The sequence below is a fragment of the Dyella sp. genome, from assembly GCF_035486915.1.
In the GTDB taxonomy this organism is placed as follows: domain Bacteria; phylum Pseudomonadota; class Gammaproteobacteria; order Xanthomonadales; family Rhodanobacteraceae; genus Dyella_B.
On record NZ_DATHMR010000041.1, the window covers coordinates 1 to 4,456 of the forward strand.

A 4,456-nucleotide genomic window follows, 5' to 3' on the forward strand; every position below is an offset into this window, starting at 1 on the left:
ACGCGCCTGGATCGTCATGCTGCTGCTGTTTGCCGTCGGATCCTGTCGTGCGGACTGTATCGATGATGCGGCGAATTATCATCGGGTTCATCCCTATGTGTTGAGGGCAATTGCCTTTCAGGAATCGCATATGAAACCATCCGTCCTGAGTCACAACGCCGACGGCAGTGTCGATTTCGGGATGATGGGCATCAATTCCATACACTTGTCAGAGCTGGGTCGTTTTGGCGTCAAACCTCACCAGTTGCTCGATCCATGCGTAAACGCCTACGTGGCGGCGTGGCACCTGCGCCAGAAAATGGACAAATATGGGAACACTTGGCGGGCCGTGGCGGCGTATCACTCCGAAACGCCCGCTACCGGAGAAAACTACGCGGCACGGATCAAAAAAATCCTGTCCTCCTGGGGAGTGGGAGGAGTGAACTGAGATGGCCGGCCTATAACAGACCGCGTGGCCGATGACCGCGGCGTCGAACGCGGGGAGTTTATTCGTCGGATTGTGCGTGTCAGCGTCAACGAAAAAGGCCACCAAACGATGGCGGCCTAATTCATTGAAAACATTGGTCGGGGAGACATGATTCGAACATGCGACTTCTACGTCCCGAACGTAGCGCTCTACCAGGCTGAGCTACACCCCGTGGGAGCTGCGTATCTTATCGGGACCGGGTGACCTTGGCAACATCCGGCGGCAGCTGGCGGGGGGGCTTTAAGCCCGAAAACGGCAGGGAAGTGCGGTCCATCTGCTACGCTATCGGGCTACCGTGTTGCGGCATTTCTACAACGTTTGCAGAGGATTCCATGGCGCTTACCCCGGCCCGTACCATGCCCGGTGTGCTCGAGCTGCTGCCGCTCGACCAGATCGCTTTCCAGCGCATGCTCGACGTAATCCGTCGCAATTATGAGCGCTTTGGTTTTCTGCCGGTGGAAACGCCGGTGATCGAATATTCGGATGTGCTGCTGACCAAGACCGGCGGCGAGACCGAGCGTCAGGTTTATTTTGTGCAGTCCACGGGTGCGATGGAGCAGGGTGAGAAGCCCGATCTGGCTTTGCGCTTCGATCTCACCGTGCCACTGGCTCGCTACGTCGCCGAACACGAACACGATCTCAGTTTCCCGTTCCGCCGTTATCAGATGCAGCGCGTCTATCGCGGCGAGCGCGCGCAGCGCGGACGCTTCCGTGAGTTCTACCAGTGCGATATCGACGTCATCGGCAAGGACAGCCTGTCGATCCGCTACGACGCCGAATTGCCCGCCGTGATCTACAGCGTTTTCCGCGAACTGGACATCGGCGCGTTCACCATCCAGCTCAACAATCGCAAGTTGATGCGTGGCTATTTCGAAAGCCTTGGCGTCACCGATTCCGAGCAGCAGACGCTGGTGCTGCGCGAAGTGGACAAGCTGGACAAGCGCGGTGCCAATTACGTGCGCGAGACGCTGACCGGCGAAGGCTTTGCGTTGACTGCCGAAGCCGCACAGAAAATTCTCGATTTCGTACAGGTGCGTTCCACCTCGCTCAAGGATGCTTTGAGCAAGCTCGACGCACTTGGCCCCGGCCCCGACACGATGGAGCAGGGACGCAACGAACTGAAGGAAGTGCTGGAACTGATCCATGCCTTCGGCGTGCCCGAAACGCACTACGCGCTGAATCTTTCCATCGCGCGCGGTCTGGACTACTACACGGGTACGGTTTACGAGACCACGCTAAACGATCATCCGCAGATCGGCTCGATCTGCTCGGGTGGCCGTTACGAGAATCTTGCCGGTCAGTACACCAAATCGCATCTGCCGGGCGTTGGCATCTCCATCGGCCTGACGCGCCTGTACTGGCAGTTGCGCGATGCCGGATTGATCGGCACGGCACGCAGCACCGTCGATGTACTCGTGACGCAGATGGATGCTGCGCAATTGCCTGCCTATCTCGCTGTCGCCAGTGAGTTGCGTGCCGCGGGTATTGCTACGGAAGTCGTGCTGGATGGCGGCAAGCTCGGCAAGCAGTTCAAGTATGCCGATCGCGCAGGTATACGTTTTGTAATCGTGCTGGGTGAAGACGAACTCGCAAAAGGCGTGGTAACCGTCAAAGACCTGCGTCGTGAGGATCAATTCGAAGTGGCTCGCAGCGAGCTGATCAAGACGTTGCGGGTTGAGCTCGCGCAGGCAGAGATCAGCAACTGACACAAGGTGTGGAAGGGTCGCGGCTAGCGTTGCGATCCAGTCTTATTAACCATGATTCGCGGTATGCGCCAGCAGTTTCCCCGCTGTTGGCGTGATCAAAAACAAGATCTGCCCACATGGGCGCGGAGTACGCATGACTGGCAACTCGATCCTGCTGGATGGCAACAGCCTCAGCCGTCAACAACTCATCGCCGTGGCTCGCCAGGGTTATGGCGTGCGGCTCGATTCGGAACAGCTCAAGCGTGTGCAACACGCGGCGGATTTTCTGGCCGACAAGGTGAGTTGCGGCGAGCCGACGTACGGCGTTACAACGGGTTTTGGCAGTAACGCGGACAAGTTGCTGGGCGCGTATCGACTGCGCGATAAATTGCCCGGTGGCAATCCCCACAAGCCTGAAGGTACGTTGCTGGAAGAATTGCAGCACAACCTGATCACCACGCACGCGGTATGCGTCGGCAAGCCATTTTCTGCCGAAGTCGTGCGCGCGATGCTGGTCATTCGCATCAATACGCTGATGCGCGGCCATTCGGGTATTCGCGTCGCCACTCTGGAAGCATTGACGGCGATGCTCAATCAGGACGTTATTCCCGTGGTGCCCGAGAAGGGTTCGGTGGGCGCGAGCGGGGACCTGGCTCCGTTGTCGCATCTGGCGATCGTGTTGCTCGGTGGTGGCGAAGCCTTCTACAAGGGTGAGCGCCTGCCGGGTGCCGAAGCGTTGAAGCGTGCCGGTCTGCAACCGATTCGCCTTTCGTTCAAGGAAGGTCTGGCCCTCAACAACGGCACGGCACAGATGCTGGCGACCGCGGTTCTTGCGCTCGACACAATCGAATATCTCCTCGATGTTGCCGATCTCGCCGCATCGATGACGCTCGATGCCTTCGCAGGCCGCAGCGGTGCGCTGCGTGCGGAAGTGCATGCCTTGCGTCCGCATCCGGGGCAGGTGTCGGTTGCTGAGCGTGTGCGCGAGTTGCTTAACGGATCTACGCTGGTCGATATTCCGTATCACCTCGTGCCGCGCTTCCGTCAGTGGAGCGCGGATGCGTGGAATACGGCGGAGGATCAGGCGCTGAGTTTCGACATTGGCTGGGACTGGGTGCCAGCTAATCAGCGTCATGGTCGCGAAGCGTTCTACAACCGCTTCCTGCCGTTCAAGGGCGGTAAGAAACATCAGCCGCAAGACGCGTATTGCTTGCGCTGCATGCCGCAGGTGCACGGCGCGGTGCGCGATGCCTGGGCTCAGGCGTGCCGCGTGATCGATATCGAATTGAATGCCGTCACCGATAATCCGTTGATCTTCCCGGACAACCCCGACGCCACACATATCGAAGAGCAGGTGATCTCCGCCGGCCATTTCCACGGTATGCCCCTGGCGCTGGCGATGAGCTATGTGAAGGCGGCGATTCCGGTGCTGGCTTCAATCTCCGAGCGTCGTCTCAACAAACTCGTCGATCCGGCCACCAGCGACGGCTTGCCCGCGTTCCTCACTGGCAACGAAGATGGTACCGATTCCGGCTTCATGATCGTGCAATACACCGCGGCCGCGCTCGTGAACGACCTGGCGACGCGTGCGCATCCGGCGAGCGTGTATTCGGTGCCAACCAGCGCGAACGCCGAAGACCATGTGTCGATGGGCGCGAACGAAGCGCGTCACGTTTTGGAAATGACTGAAGACCTCAGTCACGTGCTGGCACTTGAGCTTTACACTGCCGCGCAGGCGCTCGATTACCGTCAGGAAATGCTCAATGCCGCGCGTCGCCTGGCTGCACGCGGCAACTGGCAAGCCTTGGCCTCCAAGGTGGCCAATGCGCCGCGCGAAGACAGTGCTGACTACGCGCAATTTGTCGAGGAAGTGAAGCAGCTCACTGCTGCGCTCGCCGAGGTTGGTGACTTCCACGCAGGTAAGGCAGTGCGTACAGCGCACGATGCGTTGCGTGGGCACGTCAGTTTCATGCATCGCGACCGCGCGATGGATGGCGATGTGCGGACCGTCTGCGAACTCGTCCAGAAGCGCGCGTTCTCAATCTAATGCTTTGAGTCACTCCAGCTGGGCAGCGCGCAACAAATGGCGCGACGCCCAGCCCAACCAAATCAGTATCAGCGCAATCGCCAGCTTTTCCATCAGTCCATTGGGAAAGATGGATATCAGCACCTGAAACCACAGCACGAATGTCGCCAGCCAAGCGAGTACTAGGCCGAAGCGACTTCCTTCTTTCATGCGCTGATCACGCAGCCAGCGGCTCGAAAGCAACACCATGCCGAAGCTCAGCCACAGGAACGTCGCGAG

Annotated in this window: 3 protein-coding genes, 1 tRNA gene and 1 pseudogene; 3 read left to right on the forward strand and 2 right to left on the reverse strand. The window is 59.2% G+C overall.

The annotated features are described in order from the left end of the window. On the forward strand, positions 1–427 hold a 427-nt coding region (locus tag VK725_RS03945), incomplete at its 5' end, for a lytic transglycosylase domain-containing protein (RefSeq protein ID WP_414648446.1). Between the two features lie 134 nt (positions 428–561). Here the strand turns inward: VK725_RS03945 and VK725_RS03950 are convergent. Further along, positions 562–638, reverse strand: a tRNA-Pro gene (locus tag VK725_RS03950). Positions 639–798: 160 nt separating this feature from the next. Here VK725_RS03950 and hisS point away from each other — a divergent pair. Next, entirely contained in the window at positions 799–2,172 is a 1,374-nt protein-coding gene (gene hisS, locus VK725_RS03955) for a histidine--tRNA ligase (protein ID WP_325316755.1), read from the forward strand. Positions 2,173–2,305: 133 nt separating this feature from the next. Beyond that, on the forward strand, positions 2,306–4,198 hold the full coding sequence (locus tag VK725_RS03960) for an aromatic amino acid ammonia-lyase (protein ID WP_325316756.1): 1,893 nt from the start codon (positions 2,306–2,308) through the stop codon (positions 4,196–4,198). A gap of 9 nt (positions 4,199–4,207) precedes the next feature. Here VK725_RS03960 and VK725_RS03965 read toward each other — a convergent pair. After that, positions 4,208–4,456 (reverse strand): annotated as a pseudogene (locus tag VK725_RS03965) (hypothetical protein); the annotation flags it as partial.

Excerpts from the sequence above, each read along its gene's own strand:
- VK725_RS03960 (WP_325316756.1), top strand. The coding sequence starts at position 2,306 with ATGACTGGCAACTCGATCCTGCTGGATGGCAACAGCCTCAGCCGTCAA.
- hisS (WP_325316755.1), top strand. The coding sequence starts at position 799 with ATGGCGCTTACCCCGGCCCGTACCATGCCCGGTGTGCTCGAGCTGCTG.